Source organism: Polynucleobacter meluiroseus, assembly GCF_900205755.1.
GTDB lineage: Bacteria > Pseudomonadota > Gammaproteobacteria > Burkholderiales > Burkholderiaceae > Polynucleobacter > Polynucleobacter meluiroseus.
Map to the genome: position 1 here is coordinate 1 of NZ_OANS01000003.1, position 21,846 is coordinate 21,846.

General features: G+C 42.4%; 26 protein-coding genes and 2 tRNA genes. 6 read left to right on the forward strand and 22 right to left on the reverse strand.

The annotated features are described in order from the left end of the window. Positions 1-718: 718 nt before the first annotated feature. The 5 genes from CP950_RS05295 to CP950_RS05315 form a co-directional block, all read right to left on the reverse strand. Positions 719-1,249 carry a YeeE/YedE thiosulfate transporter family protein gene (locus CP950_RS05295; RefSeq protein WP_096673111.1) on the reverse strand — a complete coding sequence of 177 codons (531 nt, stop codon included), beginning with the start codon at positions 1,247-1,249 and terminating at the stop codon, positions 719-721. Between the two features lie 2 nt (positions 1,250-1,251). Further along, positions 1,252-1,806, reverse strand: a complete 555-nt coding sequence (locus CP950_RS05300; protein WP_096673113.1) for a YeeE/YedE thiosulfate transporter family protein — start codon at positions 1,804-1,806, stop codon at positions 1,252-1,254. 45 nt (positions 1,807-1,851) lie between these two features. After that, positions 1,852-2,064, reverse strand: a complete 213-nt coding sequence (locus tag CP950_RS05305) for a YgaP family membrane protein (protein ID WP_096673115.1) — start codon at positions 2,062-2,064, stop codon at positions 1,852-1,854. Positions 2,065-2,201: 137 nt separating this feature from the next. Continuing rightward, positions 2,202-2,561, reverse strand: coding sequence for a hypothetical protein (locus CP950_RS05310; protein WP_096673117.1), 360 nt, complete (start codon positions 2,559-2,561; stop codon positions 2,202-2,204). A gap of 22 nt (positions 2,562-2,583) precedes the next feature. Continuing rightward, positions 2,584-2,862 carry a heavy-metal-associated domain-containing protein gene (locus CP950_RS05315; protein ID WP_096673119.1) on the reverse strand — a complete coding sequence of 93 codons (279 nt, stop codon included), beginning with the start codon at positions 2,860-2,862 and terminating at the stop codon, positions 2,584-2,586. 11 nt (positions 2,863-2,873) lie between these two features. Here CP950_RS05315 and CP950_RS05320 point away from each other — a divergent pair, with 11 nt between their 5' ends. Continuing rightward, entirely contained in the window at positions 2,874-3,533 is a 660-nt protein-coding gene (locus tag CP950_RS05320; protein ID WP_133092086.1) for a Crp/Fnr family transcriptional regulator, read from the forward strand. 258 nt (positions 3,534-3,791) lie between these two features. On the opposite strand, the gene CP950_RS05325 is transcribed toward CP950_RS05320, so the two are convergent. Continuing rightward, entirely contained in the window at positions 3,792-4,187 is a 396-nt protein-coding gene (locus CP950_RS05325) for a YkvA family protein (RefSeq protein ID WP_096673123.1), read from the reverse strand. 129 nt (positions 4,188-4,316) lie between these two features. Here CP950_RS05325 and CP950_RS05330 point away from each other — a divergent pair, with 129 nt between their 5' ends. Beyond that, on the forward strand, positions 4,317-5,066 hold the full coding sequence (locus tag CP950_RS05330) for a class I SAM-dependent methyltransferase (protein ID WP_096673125.1): 750 nt from the start codon (positions 4,317-4,319) through the stop codon (positions 5,064-5,066). Between the two features lie 111 nt (positions 5,067-5,177). Here the strand turns inward: CP950_RS05330 and CP950_RS05335 are convergent, their stop codons facing one another. The 9 genes from CP950_RS05335 to CP950_RS05370 form a co-directional block, all read right to left on the reverse strand. Continuing rightward, positions 5,178-6,494 carry a tetratricopeptide repeat protein gene (locus CP950_RS05335; protein ID WP_096673127.1) on the reverse strand — a complete coding sequence of 439 codons (1,317 nt, stop codon included), beginning with the start codon at positions 6,492-6,494 and terminating at the stop codon, positions 5,178-5,180. 125 nt (positions 6,495-6,619) lie between these two features. Beyond that, positions 6,620-6,931: a hypothetical protein gene (locus CP950_RS05340; RefSeq protein ID WP_096673129.1), complete on the reverse strand. Its 312-nt coding sequence runs from the start codon at positions 6,929-6,931 to the stop codon at positions 6,620-6,622. Positions 6,932-7,296: 365 nt separating this feature from the next. After that, positions 7,297-7,372: transfer RNA gene (locus tag CP950_RS09955), tRNA-OTHER, on the reverse strand. Positions 7,373-7,621: 249 nt separating this feature from the next. Continuing rightward, a complete protein-coding gene (locus tag CP950_RS05345; protein WP_165766417.1) occupies positions 7,622-8,458 on the reverse strand; it encodes an alpha/beta hydrolase in 837 nt (278 codons plus the stop codon). Beyond that, positions 8,382-9,173, reverse strand: a complete 792-nt coding sequence (locus CP950_RS05350; RefSeq protein WP_133092088.1) for a hypothetical protein — start codon at positions 9,171-9,173, stop codon at positions 8,382-8,384. Before CP950_RS05350 ends, CP950_RS05345 begins: the two co-directional genes overlap by 77 nt. Then, a complete protein-coding gene (locus CP950_RS05355) occupies positions 9,173-9,610 on the reverse strand; it encodes a hypothetical protein (RefSeq protein ID WP_096673135.1) in 438 nt (145 codons plus the stop codon). Before CP950_RS05355 ends, CP950_RS05350 begins: the two co-directional genes overlap by 1 nt. Positions 9,611-9,636: 26 nt before the next feature. Continuing rightward, on the reverse strand, positions 9,637-12,795 hold the full coding sequence (locus CP950_RS05360; RefSeq protein ID WP_207760221.1) for a CHAT domain-containing protein: 3,159 nt from the start codon (positions 12,793-12,795) through the stop codon (positions 9,637-9,639). Between the two features lie 305 nt (positions 12,796-13,100). Further along, positions 13,101-13,176: transfer RNA gene (locus tag CP950_RS05365), tRNA-Phe, on the reverse strand. Positions 13,177-13,384: 208 nt separating this feature from the next. Beyond that, the gene (locus CP950_RS05370; RefSeq protein WP_096673139.1) at positions 13,385-14,116 is read right to left on the reverse strand and encodes a hypothetical protein; all 732 of its coding nucleotides are present in this window, start codon (positions 14,114-14,116) and stop codon (positions 13,385-13,387) included. A 136-nt stretch (positions 14,117-14,252) separates the two neighbouring features. On the opposite strand from CP950_RS05370, the gene CP950_RS05375 reads away from it, so the two are divergent. Continuing rightward, positions 14,253-15,068, forward strand: a complete 816-nt coding sequence (locus tag CP950_RS05375) for a hypothetical protein (RefSeq protein WP_096673141.1) — start codon at positions 14,253-14,255, stop codon at positions 15,066-15,068. A gap of 65 nt (positions 15,069-15,133) precedes the next feature. Then, complete coding sequence (locus CP950_RS05380) at positions 15,134-15,829, forward strand: AAA family ATPase (RefSeq protein ID WP_096673143.1); 696 nt, start codon at positions 15,134-15,136, stop codon at positions 15,827-15,829. A 72-nt stretch (positions 15,830-15,901) separates the two neighbouring features. Here CP950_RS05380 and CP950_RS05385 read toward each other — a convergent pair whose 3' ends face one another. Both CP950_RS05385 and CP950_RS05390 read right to left on the reverse strand, forming a co-directional pair. Continuing rightward, positions 15,902-16,294, reverse strand: a complete 393-nt coding sequence (locus tag CP950_RS05385; protein WP_096673145.1) for a DUF3568 family protein — start codon at positions 16,292-16,294, stop codon at positions 15,902-15,904. Between the two features lie 60 nt (positions 16,295-16,354). Continuing rightward, positions 16,355-17,053 carry an outer membrane protein gene (locus CP950_RS05390; protein ID WP_207760222.1) on the reverse strand — a complete coding sequence of 233 codons (699 nt, stop codon included), beginning with the start codon at positions 17,051-17,053 and terminating at the stop codon, positions 16,355-16,357. Positions 17,054-17,215: 162 nt separating this feature from the next. Between CP950_RS05390 and CP950_RS05395 the strand changes: the two genes are divergently transcribed. Beyond that, positions 17,216-17,605: a hypothetical protein gene (locus tag CP950_RS05395; RefSeq protein WP_096673149.1), complete on the forward strand. Its 390-nt coding sequence runs from the start codon at positions 17,216-17,218 to the stop codon at positions 17,603-17,605. On the opposite strand, the gene CP950_RS05400 is transcribed toward CP950_RS05395, so the two are convergent. From CP950_RS05400 to CP950_RS05410, 3 genes are all read right to left on the reverse strand, one after another. After that, complete coding sequence (locus tag CP950_RS05400; protein WP_096673151.1) at positions 17,580-18,860, reverse strand: tyrosine-type recombinase/integrase; 1,281 nt, start codon at positions 18,858-18,860, stop codon at positions 17,580-17,582. The two genes, CP950_RS05395 and CP950_RS05400, sit on opposite strands and share 26 nt — an antisense overlap. 49 nt (positions 18,861-18,909) lie before the next feature. Beyond that, a complete protein-coding gene (locus tag CP950_RS05405; RefSeq protein ID WP_096673153.1) occupies positions 18,910-19,482 on the reverse strand; it encodes a tyrosine-type recombinase/integrase in 573 nt (190 codons plus the stop codon). A gap of 431 nt (positions 19,483-19,913) precedes the next feature. Beyond that, positions 19,914-20,396: a hypothetical protein gene (locus tag CP950_RS05410; RefSeq protein WP_133092089.1), complete on the reverse strand. Its 483-nt coding sequence runs from the start codon at positions 20,394-20,396 to the stop codon at positions 19,914-19,916. Between the two features lie 335 nt (positions 20,397-20,731). On the opposite strand from CP950_RS05410, the gene CP950_RS05415 reads away from it, so the two are divergent. Next, entirely contained in the window at positions 20,732-21,169 is a 438-nt protein-coding gene (locus CP950_RS05415) for a DUF6641 family protein (protein WP_096673157.1), read from the forward strand. 56 nt (positions 21,170-21,225) lie between these two features. On the opposite strand, the gene CP950_RS05420 is transcribed toward CP950_RS05415, so the two are convergent. Both CP950_RS05420 and CP950_RS05425 read right to left on the reverse strand, forming a co-directional pair. Next, positions 21,226-21,501, reverse strand: a complete 276-nt coding sequence (locus CP950_RS05420) for a type II toxin-antitoxin system RelE/ParE family toxin (RefSeq protein ID WP_096673159.1) — start codon at positions 21,499-21,501, stop codon at positions 21,226-21,228. A gap of 14 nt (positions 21,502-21,515) precedes the next feature. Next, the gene (locus CP950_RS05425) at positions 21,516-21,785 is read right to left on the reverse strand and encodes a type II toxin-antitoxin system RelB/DinJ family antitoxin (protein WP_096673161.1); all 270 of its coding nucleotides are present in this window, start codon (positions 21,783-21,785) and stop codon (positions 21,516-21,518) included. Positions 21,786-21,846 lie beyond the last annotated feature (61 nt).

Here is a 21,846-nt window from a genome sequence, read left to right on the forward strand (position 1 = left end):
TGAGATTGATTAGCTGGTAGCTCAATAGGCATCACTGCCGCATGAATCAAGCTGGCAAATAGACTAAGGCAGAGGGCGACGCAGATCCTTCTCATGATTCAATTTTATGCTCATTATGGTTTTGTCGTTTTAAACGACGCGCCAAGCACTGACCTTAGATAAGCATCGCTTAAATCGACGCAAGGATGTCTAATTGGCACGTCCTTTTAAAGGGCATGTCTATATAGCGATATCCGGCTCTAATGGTGCCTAACCCTGCCAAGCCCCAAAAGAAAATAGCCCAACAAGTGGGCTATTGAGATGCTTGGTGGCCCGGGGCGGAATCGAACCACCGACACAAGGATTTTCAAATATCCTCCGATAGACCGCTTTCGCAAGCATTTCAAGGGCTTGGGTCACCAGTCTCGACTTGTCTAAAAATTGTGCGTCCTTGTGTCGGTCAAATTTGTCTATGGAATCAGAATCTTGCTACGGGCTGTTTCTCTGTGTGTACAGATTGTGTTGCCATATCCTTCCAGTCAACCACCATAGTGTCTATGAATGTCGTTTAAAACGACATCTATCGTTAATTATCGCGGCGACTTTTACTTGGGTTGCTATATATGCGTATATACGCATATATAAGATGTCCTTTTAAAGGACGTTTCAGTGAGTATCTATTTAATCGACGCTTAGGTTAAGGAATGGCGAGAGCCAACTACAAAGCTCTCGCATACCTTCAAAGTCCTTTTTTCTCAAACCAGCGAAACATACCAAGGGTAATCAACGCGAATACTACGGCAACAACCCATTGATTAACACCAATAGTCTCAGGTAAGCCAATCTTTCCTAAGTCGGCCCAAGCAAGCACCGTTGATTTAAAGAATGGATACATTTGGGCATAAATTCCAGCACCAACCACCATGCCGATGACGCCAAAGATTGCAGTCCAGCGACCTTCACCTACTGCGCCTACTGAGGTACCGGGACAATAGCCCAAGACTGCCCATCCAACACCAAACAATGCGCCGCCCACCAAAATACCGCCGACATTCATTGCTTTAAGGCTCAATGTAATAAGCCCCATCTCATGCAAAGCTAAAACACCAAACATACCCACAACAATGGCTGAGAGCATGAACTTAAATATGGTCATGTCTTTTAATAGCAATGCACCAACTTGCTTGTCATAGCGTAGAACACGCCCTTTTTGTAATAAGAAACCAAAGATAACGCCAGTTGCTAATCCTAATAGTTGATCTATAGACATGATTAGCTTGCCTTTCTGTACATGAAGTTTGCGACGATGACGCCAAAACCAAAGAACATGGCTAATGCGACAAAAGAACTTACGGATAACTGCATCATGCCGCTCAGTCCATGTCCACTTGGACAGCCATCAGCTAAGCGAGCGCCAATCATTGCCACGATGCCACCAACAAAAGCAAATACAGCACGCTTTGGAACTGAAGAGCCAAAACGTTTTTCCCATAATGGTGGCAAGCTTTCTAACTTAAAACTGCCATCCATTTTTGAGGGGAGCAATGCGCCGAAGAAGATGCCAATCACCATGAGAAATTGCCAATCAATGACAACCTTTTCTTTTGCGTAATAAACATTTTGTGTAACGTAGCTAGGGTCTACCACTTGAACTGCTAGACCTGCCGCGCGAACAAAAGTAGTTGATGCTCCTAAGTAGGTGGACTTGCCCATATAAACGGTAGTCAGATAGACAGAAACAATAGCCAGTACTCCAACTAAGGCTCCTGCCAAATAGGGGCTCCACCCTTTAGAGCTAGATGCTCTAGTTTGTTCTGGATTGATCATCGTAAATCCTTATTAGTGATTTGCTTTTTAGCTGTTGGCAAAAGATTACTTAGAACAACTACCATTGCCACGGCCAGCGCCACAAGAATTGATTCCCAAGATTGGATACATTGGGCAGAACTTAAATAAGCCAGTTGCCAAAGGAATAATGCCAATCCAGCCCCATACGCCAACCACATTGCTTGCGGCTAAACCAACTAAAACCAGTCCAACAGAGATGCGTAGTACGCGATCGATACGGCCAACATTACATTTCATATAACCCCCATTAATTATTATTTTTGCTTTGTTAAGACTATGCTCATAAGCACCAAGCCATTTGATCTATATCAATAACTTGTCTGCATTGAGCGGTGTTACCACCCGAAGGTGGCTTCTACCCACGCTCAACTGATTTATCCGCAGTTTCTGCCTGACATCATTTGCGGACCATGTCCTGCAGGCAAAGTAATGCCTTTTTCTTTGGCGCGCTTTTCCATCTCGGTATGTGTAGCTGTCATGATTGCTTGACGCTCTTCTACTGTCTTGGCGTCAATCATCTTGTCCATCATGGCCAATCTTTCGGCTGGGGTCATCAACTCACGCATAATTTTCATGTTGGCGTTTTGCTCCATCATCTGACCTTGCATCATTTGGCCGCGCATCATGCCTGGGCCCATGCCATTACCCATTGGACCTGGCTGAGCATAGGCCACAGCCAATCCAAGACCCATGACAGTGGCAACGCTAATTGCAATTTTGTTTACAGTTTTCATTTTGAATTTCCTATTCATTTAGTTAGTTACAGCAACAACTTGTGCCACTCTTACAAGAACCACTCTTAGCCTTTGCTTGAGGCGATGCATCAGAACTGATCTTTGCGGGATAACCATCCTCTTCTAATGCCGCAATAATCTCTTTTACCTGTTGCGAGATATTGCCTTCAACCTTGACTGCGCCAGAGGCAAGATCTACCTCAACCTTTTGCACCCCAGCAATTGAATTAATGGCTTTTTCAACATGCTTTACGCAAGCACCACAAGTCATTCCACTTACCGTTAAATTGATTGTTTCCATACCAACCTCCTTTGTATGAATTGATTATTCGCTCAATCATCCAAAGAGCGTATGATTTAAATCATATGGACATCTATATTCCTGAACTGCTAAAGGAGCTCCTGCCCAAAGGACTATTGGGGCAATGTCATGCCCATCACTTTGAAAAAGGTGATTACCTTTTCCATCAGGGCAAAAAACCTGAATACATGTTCTTTATTGTTTCGGGCGAAGCTGTTCTTACGAGAATCAGTAGCCATGGAGAGCCCACTACATTACAAAGATGTAAGGGTGGCTTTGTCAGTGAAGCCAGTTTGTTAGTAGATGCTTATCACTGTGATGCTATTGCGACTCACAATGGACAAGCGATCACGCTACCCATTAAATCTTTAAGAGAAGCACTCGCCGATAGCAAGTTCTCAATGAAATGGGTGCAGTTGCTTAGCAAAGAGATCATGCGCCTTCGAACACAATCTGAACGATTGGGGCTCAAAGACATTCGCAGTAAATTAATTCATCTGATTGAGACCGAAGGCAAACAAGGCGTATTGATACTTCAGTCTGATTTCAAATCCATGGCTTCAGAGATCGGCGTTACGCATGAGGCGTTATATAGGGCTATCGCCACATTAGAAAAAGAAGGTCTACTAGAAAAACATCCTGATTCCTTGGAATTGCTAAAGAAAAAATAATACTCAAGAGGTAATGTCGTTTAAAACGACATCTCAAGCACCGACCCTAGATGAGTGTCGCTTAAATCGACACTTGACCACTACAGGGATGACAAATCCCCCATTCATAAACTGTCCTTTAAAAGGACGCCTCTAGTCAAGAGGGAAGTTGGAAGAGCTTGGGAAATGGTGCCAAACCGCGGCCAACACTAGAGATTCTATGCGCCACATCTCGTGTTTGGAGAATTCTTGGTGGCCCGGGGCGGAATCGACCAGGGCTTAGGATATCTGGCTCTTAATAAACAGATATGCCATCCACACCATTAGTATCCAAATAACAGCAACGATCAAAAAGCCTAAGTTACTCTTGGGTTTGGATTGATTTTGTATAAGCCATTGATCAGCTCGAATTCTAGACTCTTGAAGGATAAAGTTTGGTATTAGTCTGACAGCCAGCCAAATCAAAATTGGCAACAAAAGTAAGTCGTCAACAAAGCCCAATATGGGAATAAAGTCAGGAATCAGATCAATTGGACTCAAGGCATACGCAACGATAAAAATACAAATAGCTTTGGGTGCCCATGGAGTATTGGGATTCTTGGTAGCAAACCAAAGCATCAATACATCCTGCTTTAGCAGTTGAGCCCAGTTCTTGAGTTTTTCTATCAAAGCCATTTGATAATGATATCCACCCCAAATAACTATCAAAGAAAATAGCCCAACAAGTGGGCTATTGAGATTCTTGGTGGCCCGGGGCGAAGGATTCCTTCTCCGCCCTTAGCAATGCTTTGCTAATATCAAGCTATGAAACGAATTGACTACGGTATTGATGCTCCCAATCTATTTAGGGGCTTTATCACTGGCTCGCTGATTAGCTTTAGCTTGCTGGTTATGAGTCGAGCCCTATTTGAGCCCAACCTCATTACATCTATTGTCGATATTCCTTTGGCTGTTATGGCTCTTTATTTAGGCTTTATGGGATGCCTAATGTATTGCTATAGCAAATTCGTCAAACTCATAGATGCTCAAAGGTTATTGGGTGTCAGAAATTGGACTGGTAACGAGCAAGTGCTTGATATTGGCTGTGGCAGAGGTTTGTTCTTGATCAATGCGGCACAAAGACTTTCCACTGGCAAAGCCATAGGAATTGATATTTGGTCTGCCACTGACCAGTCAGATAACTCACAAGCTCAAACCCTTGATAACTTAGCTTTAGCTAAAGTGACTGCCAAGTGTGAAGTTCAAACAGCGGATATGAGAAATCTTCCCTTTACCAATAATCACTTTGATGTCATTACCTCTGGTTGGGTAATTCACAATCTTGAAAAGCTCGAGGATCGCAAAGAGGTTATCCGAGAAATTGTTCGTACATTAAAACCCGGCGGAATGATTTTAGTCTCTGATATCGTCAATCAAACTGAGTATGTGGTGCTCTTCAAGGAGTTTGGGCTAATTAACATCACGCTTCATAGAAACCCTATTCGAGAGGCTTTCTTAAAGGCGGTATCTTTTGGAAGTTTTGGTCCTTTTGGAATATCCGCAACCAAGCCATAAAAGAAAATAGCCCTACAAGTGGGCTATTGAGATTCTTGGTGGCCCAGGGCGGAATCGACCAGGGGCCTAGGTTGTCGACTCATACTTAAGGATAATCACTTAAGCGCTTATTCAATGGGCAATTTGATCAAAATCATTGTTAAGTGCATCCTCTAATGAGCCCGAGAATAAATTGGTATGGCTTTTCTTAAACTCAGCTCCCTTGTTTAATAAAGCTTGCTTTTCAACTTTGGAATTATTTGCAACTGGGGCTCCAAATTTCGCTAACTCATGATTAAGCTCATAAGCTTTGAGTAATGCCTGATTAGCTTCTTCTAGTTTATCTTCTTTAGTTAATACTTCTGCCAATATCACAAAAGTGGCAGAGTCATTTGGAAAGGCGGTTACACCTTGATGTAACACTACATCAGCATCAGAGATTCTTCCCAAATTATTCAAATAGTCAGCCACTTTTACGTAAATAATCGGAGATGTGGGATGTAACGAAATAGCCTTCCTATAGCTTGACTGAGTTTGTTCTTTATTGCCGGACCCAGCATAGGCATCGCCCAAATTGATGTAAGACTGCCAACGCTCTGGATAAAATTCGGCCTCTTTTTTTGCAACCTCTAAAGCATCGCTAAATTTTTTCTGATTCAAATACAGCTGTACTTGTAAAGCTAATGCCGATGGAAACTTAGGATCAAGTTTTAATGCGGCGGACAAATCTTCCTGTGCTAATTTTAATTTACCCTGACGCATATATATATGAGCCCTTCCAGACAAAGCATAGGCATCATCCGAGCTGTCGTTATCCTGCAAAACTCGATCAATCATTGCAAGGGCTTTTTGATCTTGTTTATGATTTCTCAAGTAGGTTGCCGCCACTGCCGGATCTTTAGATTCAACGATGTTGAGTGCAATTAATTGAATCAGGTCTTTAGTCGGCATATCTACATTAAGATCTACAAGAATCTTATCTTCAGGCATTTGCCGAATCTTGACCCCATAAATTGTTTTCCCGCCCTCATTAATTGCGGTAATTTCCCCCGTCATCTTTTCATGCTTGATGCCAAACATATCTTGAATGAAGGTCTTTATAGACTTGACATCTAATGATCCTGCAACGGGCATTGAATCAAGCTTGATCAACTCATCACCAGGTTGATGGGCGTTAAACTTTTTATTATGTTTTGTACTGGTTACATTTATCAAAGCAATTTCATCCAAAACTCGCTTAGTGACCACCTCAGGAGTGTAGCCAGCCGACTCAAGACTACTGGGGACTTTAATTGGCTCTAAAAGAGTATTGTTCCAACTAAAGGCAGCAATAAACAAGGCACCAATAAGCAAAAGTGTAATGATTGAAACAATTGCAACCACACCGCTTTTGATACATTCAAATGCTTTTGTGATCTCATCAACTTTGGATAAAACTTTATTTTCCATTAGATTCTCAATATGTATTTCAAATATTCTTTATATCAGTTTCATATGACAAAACCCCCTTGGTTGGACATAGCGTCCAACTTTTGGGGGTCAGTTCAGAAGGTGGTCTATTTTTTAAAAAAGTACTAATAAACTACTCTTTGCCATCCACTAGGACAGGCTTGAGTTTGGGGATAGTACAAGCCATTTTCTGGACAGTAGGCTGCAGTCTGTTGTTGTGGGTAATAGTAGGCAGCAGGAGGGCCGTAATAAACGGGAGCTGGTCTGTAATAGGCGTTCGCCACTACTGCTCCCGCAACAGCACCCACCGCAAATGGTGCCCATCCACCTCCATGCCAACCACCGCCATAGCCACCTCGCCAACCATGGGCACTGGCGCTAGAAGCTAAGCTCAATAAAGTGACTGCAGTTACTAGGGAAACAAGAATCTTTTTCATTTTGACCTCCCAGTTATGAAAAGAGGTTATTTCACCTCTTGGTTCATTAACGTTTCACAAAAAGAGCGGGTTGACTTGATAAGGTGATTAAATTGTCGTTTTATACGACACGCCAAGCACCGACCCCAAATGAGCGTTGCTTAAATCGACGCTTGACCAACGTAGGGATGACAAATCCCCTGTTCATTAAGCGTCTTTTTAAAGGACACGCCATAAACCAGATACCCCAGTCTAGACTCAGAGTGGCTGAATCCTGATTGACGGATTAAATCTATAGGATTTGACTAAACACGCTAGGCGCTAGGTCTAAGCACCATTGAGTACTTCTAATAAAAATAACCCAACAAGTGGGCTATTGAGATGCTTGGTGGCCCGGGGCGGAATCGAACCACCGACACAAGGATTTTCAAATATCCTCCGATAGACCGCTTTCGCTTCTACTTCAAGGGCTTGAGTCACCAGGTTTAACTTGTCAAAAAATTGTGCGTCCTTGTGTCGGTCAAATTTGCGAATTAAATCAGAATCTTGCGAGGGGCATTTTTTCTGTGTGTATAGGTTGTGTTGCCATCCCTGCGCCAGTCACCCACCATAGTGTCTTTGGGTGTCGTTTTAAACGACATCTCTGGAAGCGTCTATTTAATTGACGCTTAGAGCCAGTTACTGCTCCAGGCTTTAGCTTTGCCTACCAACCTAATAGCTCAATATAAATTGGGCTGCAGCATCTATAAATTCAGGTTCAGTCTTATTAAAGCCATGATATGCAAATGCTTCACATTCATTGCTCTCACTGATGCCGCCGTCTATTAGTACCAGCTTAGAGGGGAGATTTTTAGGTCTGCCACCAATAATTCTTTTTGAATTTTCTGGAAGGCTTCCAAGACAAGAATCTTGAAAGTGATGTATCGCTTCTATTGGGATTGTTATATCATCATCTATCGATGCAGATCGAATAGTTCCCGCAATAATGGCGCCTTCAATCTTTTTCTGATTTCCAAGATTCCCATTCAGGAAATTTGATACTGTAGAAGTTCCCATGCTGTGTCCAAAAATCCAAATTGGAAGATTCAATTTAGAGCGATAGAAGTCAATGACTTCGTTTACTCGCTGTAAATGTTCTTCCCTACCGCGCATATCACCCCTTCTTAGATCACCCAAATCGTAGGGTGTATCAACCAATACTGCATCAATGCCATATTGAGCCCATAAATCTTTTGAGCGCACAAAGGTGTGTCCATTTCTCGTAGATCCGTCGCCTTGAAGTCTTAGCATGCCGCCCCCACCGGGATATAACAAAACCAATGCTTTTGGATTTGGAGTGGCTAACAGAAACGTCCTTGTCGGCTCACTATCTACATGAGCAATATCAAAAACTTGTGCGGGAGAGGAAAAGCTGGTTACTAAAAATCCTATTAGGACTAAAAGATTCTTAGCTTTCAAAGAAGACAACCCATCAAGACCCAATAATGCCCTTAAGGCCTGTATAGATTGAAAGAGCGGTTGTGCCCAAAGCCACAATTGTTCCACCATACTCTTGCAAGGTTTTCATCACTGCATGAATACCGCTGGGGCTAAGATGACCTTCAGCTAAACCAGTTGCCATTGCCTTCATAAATGGGTTGATTGTTGCAGCCCTACGATGTCTTTGTTTGCTCGCGTAGGCAACGCCACCAAGCAGCATTCCCGTTAAAAAACTAAATGCAATACTTGCAGAATACTCAATTACCTCTTTCCACTCAAAAAGACTTTGTGGAAAAACTGGCGAATGATCTACTTGGCTTGTAATCCAACTCATTCCAATCACCGATGAGATGGCCAAAAGAGCCACTCCAATAAACCATGGCAATAACTTATGTTGATGCCCTTTAAATAGCAAATAAGCAAAAGGCAAAGGAAGAATCATAGAGATGATTCTGAGATAAATCATTTTGGTGTCATAAACTACGGCAATCAACCAATGCGCAAACAATAGCAAAAGTAGTGGCACAAGCAAATAGAGAGTTATATCTATAACCCAGTTCGAAAAAGTCTTTGGCGAAATGAGCTTTTGCTCATGCTCATCAAGCATAACCTCAAGTTCTGCAATCCGTTTTTCGTATGCCTCTTGATTTGGAATCTCGCTCAGCTGCTTTTCTAATTCTGCAACCTTAGCCATCATTGGCTTAAATAGATACAAGTCGCGAGTACACGTCTTACAGACAACTGCCTCTTCTGCAACCTCAGATAAGCAATAAGGACAATTCATTACTTATTAACTACCAAGGTTAAAACGGAGTTCGTTTCACGCCCATCTGTATCTTTAACCGATATGCGGATTGTATGCGTTCCAGGCGGAACATCTGCCTTTGCAAGATCAATCCCATTGGTCGAGATTACACTCTTCAGTCTTGGGGTCAAATCCACAAATGGCGACTTCATATAAATTACTTTTACAGATGCAGGATCAATTTTGGCGTCGCCTCTAGCCTCAAATGCAACCTTGAAATCAAATGGAGACATCACGGGGGTATCAGCTTCAGGAGAATTTAATTTCACCGCCGGGCCGCGTGAAATACCACGCGTTGCCAATGTTCCTGATGCTGCTGGCAAAGCAGCTTCTTTCGCGCTGATTAAGGGCGCCGCAAAGATGATGGCTGAGGATAAAAATAAAACAGTAGAAATAGCAAATTTAATCAAGCTCATGTTTACTCCGACTTATAAGATATTCGTTAATCGCCTACGACCACAAAAGGTGCCCAAAATAAAGGGTGGGCATAGGCATACTTCATATTACCGCCTTCTTTCATGCCACCATTATCTATCTGATCAAGCATGGCTTGTCTGAGTAATTCTGCTTTACTTGTATTGCCTGCCTTTTGCTGATTTCTAAATAGGCCGGTCATCATAGTTCTTGATGCTACGGAATCAACTGGCCAATTTGAAACTAACAGGGCTTTTGCACCAGCAAAGAAAAAAGCTCTACCCAAGCCTGAAACTGCCTCAGAACCTGCCCCTTCTCCCGAAGCAGTGTTACAAGCTGATAGAACTACCCAATCAGCATCTAGTTTCAATGTCATTACTTTATCCATCGTAAGCAAGCCATCATCTTTGTCTCCCGTCACTTCTGGGGAGGATAGGGCTAGAGCTGGTTGCGTTAACCCATTAAGCTCTCCAGGCACCAAACCATGAGTAGCAAACATAACAACTTTTCGATTAGATAAATCGGTAGACATTACCTGCTTAACTGAAGCCTGTTGATGCAAATATATGTCGCCATCTCCCGCGCCAATTGCTTTGCCAACCTCCTCCAATTCAGTGCTGGTATCAGGTAGCCTTGGTAACAAAGCAAGTTCTGCCGAACTAACCCCAGAAGTTTTAGGGGCACTTCGTAAATTAAGCGGCTTACCTCGAGTAGCAAGTTGTGTAGCTTTAGCCTGCCTATCAGCTTGCTTTTCTTGATCTGCGCTAAAGTAAGGATCACCAAAACCAATAAAGTTTTTACGATTAACGTTACCTGGGGGTAATGAGCGCAACGCTGTCAGAGCAGTAACCGATGGCACTTGTGCTACTGCAATCTCGCGGGTTAACCAAGGCACGCTCTTATAGCCAATAAAGGGAGTAGCACCACCTTTAGCAGGTTGAGTGGTTGGCTTGATGACCAACAAAGATAAGGGTAGCTGGCCAAGCTCGGCGTGAGGCACTGTCAACATTACTTTCTTACCCATAAAAGCTGTTTGGACTGGACTCAAGACTTGTTGGTAAAGTTGGTTTGCAAGTGCAACGTCAAAGGCTGGAATCTCATCAATGGTAGCCACGCCAGGATCAAGAGCTTTACGGAGTTGAGCAACCTCTTTAGCAATTTGAGGGCGGCCAACTGAGAGTTGCGCAAACTGAACTGGCTTATCTTTAGTAATGGCCCAGACGTAACCAACGTTATCGCTAAAGTACCAAGATACCAAAACCTCGTCGGGCTTAAGTGCTTTTTGAGTCCGCTCTACTGAGGCAGGCTTAGGATCAATCAGCTCAGCATAATCAGGAAATTTGCGCTCAATCTCTCTTTTTAGTTCCTCGCGCTGAGTTTTAAAAGTAGTAATGTCATCACGTAACTTATTTTGAACTGCAGGTAATTGTTGTCCTGGAGGCGCAGACAAGAGGCCTGTTAACAACTCTGAAAGAGTATTGATACGCTTCTGTAAATCTTGCTCACGACGCGCAAGGGATGACAATTGCGGATCAGAGATGTTGGCACGAGCAGCGCTAGAGGTTAATGCACGCTGGACTCCACTTCCTCTGGCAAGATCGGCAATCTGAAATGCTTCTGAAGCAGCAGCACCTGAGGTGTCAGATTTAGCCTGTTGTGCCAAAGAGGCGAGATACTCTTCCAAAATAAAAGTCATTCGCTGAGTTTGACGAATACTTTCGGTTGCATTCTCAGTATCGTTACGAGCCTGATTAACAAGAATAGGGACTGACTGCTTAAATCCGGAAAGAGCCTGCACACCCTGCCCTGAAGCCTGCAAAGCAGCCGCGTTAAATGCTGTCAACATTGCCAACCTTGGGGACGTTTTTTCCATCCTGGACCCATCTTTTTCAAGCATCAAAGAGGTCATAGTCACCGCTTGAGAGGCCTTTCCAGATTTAACTAAAGCCAGCACCCAATCTAAATCTTGAGAAGGAAAACGAGCCGCTATTTCTGGGTCGCTCTTTACACCTTCGACCATTTCAGAAAATACTTTTTCGGCCTGCACATATTTTCCATCAGCAACTAATGCAGAGGCGAGAGTCTTGCGAGCATATGCAATAACAGTTGACCCTGGATAATTTGTTGATTGCTGAGCCACTTTTAATGCAGCAGTACCCAATAAAACAGCCTCTGCATTACGGCCCTGCTCTGCGATCACCCTTGTCAAAGTAAGGAGCATTTGTGAGGTTCTGCCTGAATTTGGACCAAACTGTGTAATCGACAGTAGCGTAGCTTCCCGAGCCCAATACTCAGCATCCACTAATCGTCTTTGCCCTAAAAATGCTTTAGACATATCGTTCATAAGATATGCACGCTGCATGTAATAACCACTTACATTTGTGGTGGTGTCTTGTAAGACCCGCTTTTCATTATCTAAAACATCTCTTCCTTTATCTTTAATGGCCTCTAATACTTGTTGATTGAGATATAGAGCCCTTCTAAATGATCTCTCAGCCTCTACAAATTTTCCCTCTGAAATAAAGTATCTACCTCGAGCCATCTCTAACCCAATTTCCCAAGCTGTTCTGTATAGAAAATTTGTATTTCTAGCTACGCCGACCAGAGCACTGTAATCTGTTTCTAAGGTATTTAAGCCTGACTTTGCACACTCAAAATCACCCAGGGCTAGACAATATGAAACAATTTGCCTATCAAAGTGCAATGTCCAACCTCTTAGGCTCTGAGGGATGATTGGCTTAGCATCCTCAGCAATTTTTTTTGCCTGCAACAAGCTTCCTTGAATAGATTCATACTGCATATAATGAGATAGCTCATCAATTCTCAAATCAATTTGAGGACTTGGATATTCAAGTACTGCTTTTTTAATTGCCTCTAAAGCGCCTTTACTGTTTTCCAAAACCTCTTCAGCCTTAGCTTTTCGATAGTAGTAATGATTGAGCACTTCAGGGTCATTGGCACTGGGGGCTGGCAATGCAAGAATTTTTGTTGCCTTCTCAATTAGAGTCTTATCTGGTCGCGCCTGATTAAGGACGAATAAAATGTCTTTTACGTCCCTAGGAGGCGCTTTTATGATCTCAATATCCACATCTTCTTTGCTTTGAGCTGCAAAAGCTGATTGCATAAAAATATTGCAACCAAACAAAATTGTGCAAACAAAGAAATTAATAATGAATTTTCTAGACATAAATCCCTCTCTAATTTTCATAAGTAATATATCAGTTATTAAAGGGGCGGGATGACACTTATTGGTCAAAAGTGCTCTCCTAGGTTTTAAGCATAAATTTTGTCGTTTAAAACGACATTACAAGCACCGACCCTAGATGAGCGTCGCTTAAATCGACGCAGGACCAACACAAGGATGTCGAATTGATTTGTCCTTTAAAAGGACGCTTCTACTCAAGGGGAAATCTGAAAGACTTAGGGAAATGGTGCCAGACCGCGGCTAACACTAGAGATTCTATGGACCAACTCTAATGTTTTGAGAATTCTTGGTGGCCCGGGGCGGAATCGAACCACCGACACAAGGATTTTCAATCCTCTGCTCTACCGACTGAGCTACCAGGCCATTTAAGACTGTCTATTATACGTAAACTGTAAAACCATTGCCCAATTTGCGGACTGTAGACTAATTCTGTCTGTCATTGTGCTTAAAACTGCCTACCTACCATAGCCAAATCTGCCTAAAAGTAGCTTGCGTACACGTAGCACACCGCACGTTGTTAAAAACGCCGCAAAACGTTTGGTTTACGTAAGTGACGTTTCAAAACGACTCTTTATGCGGGGAATTTACCCTCTGCTGTAGCAGCAATGATTTGTTTGGCTTGCTTAACGTAACGGCTAACGGACGCAGCTAATATATTGCGCCTCTCAATTTCCGTACGTCCCTCTTCTCCATATTTGGACTTTTCTGCTGATTTAACTACCCGCAGCTTGTCGCCCAACTGCCACACAGTTAACTTCTGCGCTTTTGGTAACTGGCTATTAGCAACATACGCTTCATACACAGTAAACGTTGTGCGTAAGTTATCTATTGTGTGGTTGCGGTTAATTGGGTATTTGGCTGTGCTTTTAGCCCACTGCTCTGCTGTACGTCCTCTTTCTGCTGTGTGATTCTTTTTAACTAAGTCCATAAACTTACTGTAGATATAGCGTTTACTCATACTCATTGGCACAGCTACAACCATTACGCTATCACCCCACGTATCGTCCCACTCTATTTTGTTAGTTAACTTAGTAAGGCTTTGTGGGAGAGGCTTTTCCGCAAACAACGCAACGGCTTTTTCATTCCACCACTGCTTAAAACTCTCACCCCTTACGTCACCAAAGTCTTTGTATAACTCTGCCAACTTGCCCTTACCGCCCAATTCACAACACTTAATGTAGTCCTCATTTAAGCGTAAGAAAGCCCACCACCAATAGTACGGACTGCGCTGTTGGTATGTGGGTGACTTTGGCTTGTGCTTAGTACCAAAAGTGGGGTGCTGTGCTGAAAAATGTACCTTCATTTATTAACATCCAAATAGTTATTAATTAGTTTGCCATCTACAAAATAGGGCAACTTCTGTATGATATTACATATGGTTAGTAAGGAATATTTGTTAACACTAACCTACTTTTAAACTACTTAAGAAAGAAACAAAAATGACACAAACTACTGTAACTACTGCTGTAAACACTATTGCTAACAACGCTGTTGTAACTGCTAACGCAGAGTCGTTTACAAACGACAACGCTAAAGCAATGTTAACAACTAATTCGCTGTCTTTTATTGAATTGCTTAAAAATGAGCAAGAGGTATGGGCAGACAATGCGTTTAAGAATAGCAATGACTTGTTATACGCAATTTTAGCTAAATGCTACGCAAAGTATGAAGAAATGTGCTTAGCTACTGAAAACGCTAAAACGCTGCGTACACAGTTGGACGACTATATGACACTACATAACGTAGCAGTTAATAAAAAGTCACACACACTACACAAAATTGTTAAATGCGTGTTTGGCGCAGACAGACGACGTGTAAGTGCGTACAGCATTGTTTTGCGTACTGCTAACGTTAATAAGATTAAAAGCGCAGCTATTGCGGACTTTATTAGAGAAAACGGCGGCGTAGAAGAAATACGCTTAGCTAAAAACGGCAATACGCTGTCCGCAAAGCAAAAAGCTGAAGTAGCTAAAACTACAGTAGCAAGTGCTGTTTTGGCTGAAGTTAGCAGCGAAGCTCTTGCTAAGCAAGTTGACGCTGCGTGTATTGGACGGCAAGTAGTGTTTGTTGCTACGCAGCAAGCTAATGGTAAGTTTGCTATTAACGCTGTAACTAATAGTACTACTGCGGTTAATGCTGCTTTAGCTGCGTACTACAGCGCAAACAAAGACGGCATTAAAAAGCAAGTGGCGGAGCGTAGCGTAGCAAGCAACGACGCACAGTTAAATGACGCTATTGCTAACGTAGCAGCTTAATTAACAACAACTATTGGGCAACGTGTAATAGCGTTGCTTTTTTTATTACAAATAAGGAGAAGTGTATGTTTAATGATTTTGAAGAGAAGTACAACCCAAAAACACTCAATGACATTGTATTTCACAGCGTTAACGCAAAGCAAACAGTAGAAGACATTGTTAGTGGCTTAATGGGCTTTCCAACTGGCGGCATTAACGGCATATTGCTATACGGCGTAAATGGCACTGGCAAAACAGCTTTAGCAAAGATACTGCCAGATTTAATAGAGGAAGCACGTGGTGGTGGCAGTCCGTATGTTGCCTATTACAAAATAGCGCAAGGTGGGGATAACGGCGCAAACGTAATTGAAAGCATTAAATCACAAGCGCAATTTATTCCGTTAATGGGTACGTACCACTACTTTATTTTGGACGAAGTAGATAACTTACGTGCTGAGTCAATGTCGTCCCTAAAAGTGGCAATGAATACCAACACAAACCAGTGTGTATATATCTTTACTACCAATAGGTTGGCGCTAATTGAAAATGGCGTACAAGATAGGTGTGAGCGTGTAGAGTGTAATGCTGCTACTGACGCTGAATGGCTACCAGTAGTTAAGCGCATATTGGCTGATTACAACGTGACTGGCGTAACAGACGGCGACATACTTAAAATTATTAGCTACTGTAATGGCAGCGCACGACGCATACTGAATGCGGCACGTAAGTTAGTGGTACAGCAATATAGGGCTAATAACTGGGACTTAAAGTTAGCAGCATAGTGCCGTCGTATACGCAGTCGTTTTAACACGACAACAAAAAAGCCCGCTGTAGTTAGCGGGTTTTTTTAATTGCTATTGATTTTTTAACGCAATATCAATTTCCTTAAATACATCTTCCGTCCAATCGGGCGCAAAAATGTTTGTTGCCATACTCTTTTTAGAAACTACTTCAACATTAGTTTCGTTATCAGTTTTCTTCCTTACAAAAACTGCTACATTCTCGCCATAGCTTCCCAGCGTCATACCTCTTTGCGCCAATATATAGCCCTTCTCTCTATTCTCACTTGCTATCTCCAACTTCAACTTATTAAGTGCTGTGTTACAAGCATTCCAAGTTTTTTCATACGAAACTGGGTATGTTTTTTTCACACCTTCACCCTCAGCCTTTCTTGCGTCAGCTAAAGTTGAACACCCCTGTATTAACAAAATACCAACCAATACAAGCAAAGAAATTAAACGCCTCATAAATAACTCCAAAGAAAAAGCCACTCTTAATGAGTGGCTTTAATTGTTACTAACTGTTAATTAGAACTTGTAACCAACACCCACAAGTACATTCATTGCGTTAGCGCTTACAGTTGATTTTACTGTGTATGTGCCGCCACCCGCCCAAGGGCCTGAGCCGCTTGAAGTTGTATTGCTATAGCTCGTGTAGTTAACCTCACCGAAACCATAGAGTCCGCCAGTGATAATTTGCTTGTAACCCAATCCCACCAAATAGCCGTTTAAATTATCCGTACCAGATGTTCCGCCAGTTGGAGTTGATTTAACTTGAGTAGCAGCGTAACCAAGTTTGGCATACACCAAGCTATCCTTAGTAACAGCCACACCAGGTGCGATATAGATGTTATAGGCGTTATTCTGCTTCCACTTACCTGTTGAAGTTGCTGGGCTCAATGAGTTATTTGTCATTGAATAGTTTGCCTCCTGTCCAGCAAATGGCTGATAGTCAACGCCCAATCCCAAAGTAAATTGCTTGTCCAAGTTAAATGTATAACCAGCAGACAAAACACCATTGAAACTATTTGAATTGCTGATTGAAGTAGAGAATGGATAGTTTGTACCAGATGGGATTGTCAGCGAAGAATTGCTAAGGCTTGGACTTACAGCAGAGTAGCCAATACCAGCTTGTCCATAAAAACCTTCAAATGCTGACTGTGCCATTGCGCTTGTCCCAGCTAAGGCAAATAAAGCGGCAACCAATAATTTCTTTTTCATTTTCATTTTCATACCCTATAGTTTTTAATATTGTTACGACATTTGTAACTATGTATGGTTATAAAAATTAGGTACATACAATATAAGTACGAACTTCGTAGCTTAATTTCGTAGGAATTTCAAAGTACTGAAATTACAGTACTTCTGTGCCTACCAATACTAACTACTGTGGAAATTAAGCAACAGCAAAGCGTTGTTGCCACACTTGCGCTTATACGCAAGCAAAGTGCTGCCCACTTGCCAATTGGGCATTCATTTATTCCGTACGATATTTTGGTAACAGTAGTTGACAGCTTTACAAGCGAAAAAGAGCTAACAGTAAAAGCGTTATTTGCCACTTTGCCTTATAGCGATATGGGATTACGTTACCACTTCCGCAAGCTGGTTGATACGGGTTGGATTGAATTACACGCTGTGAATGGCGACGCACGTGTAAAGCAAGTAAAGCCAACAGATAAGCTATCAAAACATTTTGAATTGCTTTCTAACTCTCTTACCCCGCTACTTAATATCCCGTCGTTTCAACACGACACTAAGATAACTTCTCCGCAGCCATAGTTGCCGTTAGCTTGCTGTAGTGCTTTTCTAACATTCCTACGCTTGTGCCCATTTGTCTTGCTAATGTGTGTATGTCTATTGCGTCGTCCATTAACGCCAACGTAGCGTAAGCGTGACGCAAGCTATATAAAGTCCTTTGCTGCTTTGTTTTAGCGTCATACGTTAAGTGGGCAAAGTGAAGTAGCCACTTAAACGTTGTATGTAGACTTTTGGGTTGTGTGCCGTCACTTAGCCTAAATACTCTAATTGTTGTTTTGCGCTTAATAGCTTCATTTAAGTTTTTAGCAATTAAGTCTTTCTGCCTAATAGCCAAACGCTCAAACGCAGCAATTCCAAAGTTTCTAACAATTAGCTGTCTACCGCCTGTTTTACCATTCACATACAAGCGTAAGTATCGTTTGCCAGTAACTGCCTCGTCATACCAGTCCACGTGCTTCCACTGTAAATTCATACTCTCTTTACCGCAGCGCATACCCGTTGCTATCAATATCTCTACATAGTCACGTAGCAGCTTACGCATATCACGTGCCAACTCTGTGTGTCCGCCATTAGCAAATTCTGGCAAGTACGCTAATAACTTGTGTACCTCTTCACGTGTAAAGCCCGCACGTGGTGTGCTTGCTTTGCCCCTTCTATTCAAAAACGCAATAGGACTATTGGCACTTACCCAACCACGCTGTACGGCTGATTTAATCACTCTGCTGTACGCACTGGCGTGTGTCATAAGCGTACTGGCTTTTGGCGTAATGCCCATTTTATTGTTACGCCACTGCTCATACTCGCTTACTACTTGCTCGTTAATGTTATCAACCATATAACTACCAAAAAACGGAATAAGGTATTTGTTAATGACACGCTTGTAGTCTTTATTGGTGTGCGCTTTAATGCCCGCTTGTATTTCTCTATCTATATCTTGTAAGCAGCGATTAGCCACAGTATCAAAACGACGGCTAACTACGGGCACACCAATGCGCTCCTTAAATCGTGCCTCGTCATACATTTCACAAGCTACTTGTTTAGCAAACTGTAGGTTGTAATGTTTAGTAGAGTGCCTGTGCCATTGCCTGTCAAATAACTTAAAACGCACTTGCCATACATTGCTACGTGCGTGTTTGTATAAAACTACTTCCCCGTCACGTAAGTAAATGATGTTGGTGTTTTCTTTACTGCTTAGCTTGGTGACAAACTCCCAATTAACTATTGGCTTTGCTGGTATTGGGAATAGTAGCTGCGTCTGTTTACGTCTTGTACGCATTACAGCCCCATATACGTAGTCGTGTCAAAACGACTATTACTTTCACTCATTACGCCAACTCCACTGCTTTACGCATTAACTCTGCGTTAACATCTATATATGACTGTGTAGTACTCATTGACTGGTGTCCTGCCAAACTCATTAGCACCCGCACACCTACACCCTTATTTGCTAATGACGTAATAAACGTACGTCTGCCACTGTGACTGCTTGCGCCGTCTATGCCAGCACCTCTGTACATTGTTAGAAAGTGCTGCGCTGCTGTATTGGGCGTAAAGCCACGCTCTCTATTCTTTTGTGTACCAAATAGTGGCTGCTGTGGACTGCGGATAGCAAGCGTAGCAACGTAAGCGGCTAACTCTTTACGTAACCGCTCGTTAATAAACACAGTACGTGCGTGTTGGTGTTTAGTACGCTCTTTGTCTAAATGTACTTCTGTCTTAATGGTGCCGTCTGCTGCTACTACGTCTTCTACCCGTAACTGCGCCAACTCACCTACACGCACACCACATAAAAATGTTGTCAAAATCATTGCTCTGTTGCGTAGTGCGTGTTTGCGGGTAGCAACGTAATCTAAAACACGGCGCACTTCTTGCTGGCTAAGCGTCTTTGCTTGTTTCATACACAGTCTCCTTAATCAATAAATAACTGTGTATAAGCGTAATTTCTGTTGTTTAGAAAGAGCAACCGCTTGTTGTGGGCGGTGCTCTTTCAGCTTTTTCAATGACTTACATAAAAAACCAAATACATTGCGTGTTGTATTTGGTTTTCTTTTTTACTTCTTTTCACTTGCTTTGTGGCTTTTAGACTACGGCTTGCTGTTATCTGCCTGCTAACAGCGCAGCAAGCCCTACAAGCTATTTAAGTGCTTCTCTGCTGTGCTGCTATGTACCCCACCAAATTGACAGCTTGTAGGGCTGATTAGCGGCGGATATGCGGTGAGTAAGCTGCGAAATGGGTACGCAGCACTTAAATTTCTGCGCTGCGGATTTTTTAACTTCTGTTTTTTATCAACCCCACCACTTTTTTACTCACCCCCCATTGCTTATTACGCTAAGCAGCTAAGTCGTAATTACTGGCAAATAAGTTGGGGCTGCGCTGCCCACTACTTGCGTCCCTACAACTTTTCACTGTTAGCCGCTCTTGTAGCTTTACGTCTTTCTCCTCGTCTATTACCAATAACTTAAAGTCACCAGTATTCAAATTCATTAAAGCAAAGCCAATAACACGAGGCTTTAATAAATTATTGTCAAATCGTTTAATCCAACTACACGCTAAGTCTTTGCGCTGTGCCTCTGTCTTAATGCCCACTTGCTCATAGCACTCTTCTGCGTAAGCCAATAACTCCATATCGTTATCTGTCTTAATGCTTGCTTCCCAATTAGCGTGTGGCACTAAGTCAATGAGGTACTTAATGCTTTGCTTATGTAAGTCCACTGTGCCATTCATTATTGCGTTGTGATATTGCCCTTTGCCATATGTCGTACCAAACTTTGGGTTGTTGTATAGGCGTACTGCTATTTCTGTTGTTGTCATTTCATTTTCCTTTTTCTGTTGTTGCGCTGTTGCTTCTTAGTTACAGAAGTGACGATGCCAAAAGAAGAAGTTACTTGTCTCTGTTGCTGTCACTAAGTCACATTACGAGTAACAGCAGTTACTTGTAACAAGTAACTTGTTTCTTTGTGTCACTACGTAACTGGCAACCAATAGCAACTCCAAAGCAACTCGCACTTTTATTTATCTAAACCAAATAAAACAGTAATAAATCTGGCTTAGAAATATGTGGTTATTAGGTATTTTGGTGAAATAGGTTGTCCATTTGTGGTGAGTGAAATTAACTTACAAGCACTCATTAACAAAAGGAGAAAGATATGAGCGCAATTGGTAACTTAAAACTAAGCAGCACTAAACGTCCAACAGCAATGCCTGCCGTACAGCTACGCCGTAATAAGCTGGCTAAAAAAGTATGGGAGCAAATTCAGTTAGCTAAAGCACAACAAAGCGGCACTACGTTTAGCGTTGTACGTCATAAAACTTTACGCAATGAAGACGGCACAAGTAGAAATGTTGAATTACATAAGCGTGTACGGCAATGGTGGTTTGTAGCGGATAACGGCAAGCTGTGCTTAAACGTCCGTTATGGCGCAAAGCTAATTGAAATTACAAAAGGTAAAAGCACAGTAGAAGTTGGCACAACAACAGAGCTTGTACCTACATTAGAAATTATTAAGGGTGCTGTAGAAGCTGGTGAGTTGGACACGCAGTTAGAGCAAGTTAGCGGCGCTGTAGCTGCTGCGTTCAAACACTAAGCGGCATTAAGCAGGTAAGGGTGCTGCCGTATGCGCAGCACCCACTTCTTATTCACTTATTTTTTGAATACTTCAGAGTGTGTACCAATGCGCACTAAGTACAACTCTTTTTCAATAATGCGGTAGATAAGCACACAGTCATTGGTAATGTGACAATCCCAAAAATCTTTGTATGTACCGATAAGCGAGTGGTTGGTATATTTCGCTGGTAATGCTTTGCCAGCAATAAGCAAACTCAACACCACCAAATATTCAGAGTGGTTAAATTTGGGGCTTTGGACAATCCGCTTAAAGTCTTTGCCGTACTGCGTACTGGTAATAGGAACAAGCATTAAGGTGGCGTCTATTAGCTACGAGCTAATGCTTTATTCATTTCTGCTACGGACTTATGACGTTTTAATTTAGCACGTGTTTTTGGATTTTCAATCTCCTCCATTGCCGCAATAGTTTTTGTGTTGGGCACACGCAAGTCAAACGGAATAGTACCGTCAGTAGCTACACGCTTTAAGAATAGGCGTATAGCGTCGGAGACATTAAGTCCCATTGCTTCAATCACCTCTGCTGCGTCTGCTTTTACTTTAGCGTCAATTCGGCAACGCACGTCTGTAGTTAGCATTTTGTGCTCCTTTTTCTATATGCCGCTATTGTAGCTACAAATTGTAACAACGTCAAATCTA